The 1,289-nt window shown below is 34.7% G+C and carries 1 protein-coding gene; it reads right to left on the reverse strand.

What is annotated here, in order from left to right; genetic code table 11:
- Positions 1–1,289, reverse strand: a 1,289-nt coding sequence (locus HG1285_RS01110) for a chemotaxis protein CheA (RefSeq protein WP_008289476.1), incomplete at both ends; no start/stop codon positions are given.

Below are 1,289 nucleotides of genomic sequence, written 5' to 3' on the forward strand. Positions count from 1 at the left end.
AATTACCCCTACTATATTAGTTTTTATGTCCTGTATTAAAGAATTTGGGTCTACAATTAAAACCACTTTACCATCACCTGTTATTGTAGCCCCTGCTACTCCTTTAACATCTTCCAAAAGTTCCCCAAGTGGTTTTATTACAATTTCTTCTTCTCCAAACATTTCTTCAACAGCTATTGCAATATTCTTTTCTCCAACTTTTACTATTACAACATAACGCTTTTCTTTCTCATCTTCTATTTCAAATAATTCATTTAACGTAAACAGTAAAAACACTTCGTCTCTAAGCATTAAGGATTTAAAATGTCCTACTTTTTTAACATTCTCAGGTCTGTATTTTACAATTTCCACAACAGAAAAGAGAGGGATTGCGAAAATTCTATCGTTAACTGCCACCATCAACGTTCTAATAATTGCTACTGTAAGAGGAAGTTTCATAACTATTTTTGTTCCCTGTCCAAGTTGACTGTCTATCTCTATATTTCCTCTAAGAGAATGTATTGTAGAGGCTACAACATCCATTCCTACTCCACGTCCAGAAACATCGCTAACCTTTTCTGCCGTAGAAAAGCCCGGCATAAATATAAGCTCAAAGGCTTCCTTATCTGACATATTTTCTGCCTGCTCAGGAGTTATTAATCCCTTTTCTATAGCCTTTTTCTTTACTTTTTCAGGGTCTATTCCTTTACCATCATCTTCTATGTAAATAATTATTCTGTCTCCCTCTTGATAAGCTCCAAGTTTGACCGTCCCAACTTCTGGTTTTCCTGCTCTTATTCTTTCTTCAGGAGGTTCTATTCCGTGGTCTATAGCATTTCTAACAAGGTGAATTAATGGGTCTTCAAGTTTATCTAATATACTTCTATCAATTTCTGTATCTTCACCTTCTAAAATCAGCTGAACTTTCTTATTTAATTTCTTAGCAAGGTCTCTAACAACTCTTGGGAATTTGCTAAATATCTTTTTGACAGGCTGCATTCTGAGCTTCATTACAGCATCTTGTAAATCACTAACAGTTCTGCTCATACCTGTAATAGATTCTACAAGTTCCTCAACGAGAGGTTCCTCTTTTTGTTCCAGTGAAGAAGCAAGTTTCACAATTCTATTTCTGTCTAAAACAAGCTCTCCAACAAGATTCATAAGAGCTTCAACCCTTTCTACGTCAACTCTGATAACATCTTCTTTTTTTTCACTTTTTTTCTTTTGTTGGGGCTGTACACTTTTTGTTTTTTCTTCTTTCTTTGAAACTTTCTGTTCCTTTATTTCTGGAGTTTGTTTTACCTCTTCTT

This window comes from Hydrogenivirga sp. 128-5-R1-1, from assembly GCF_000171895.1.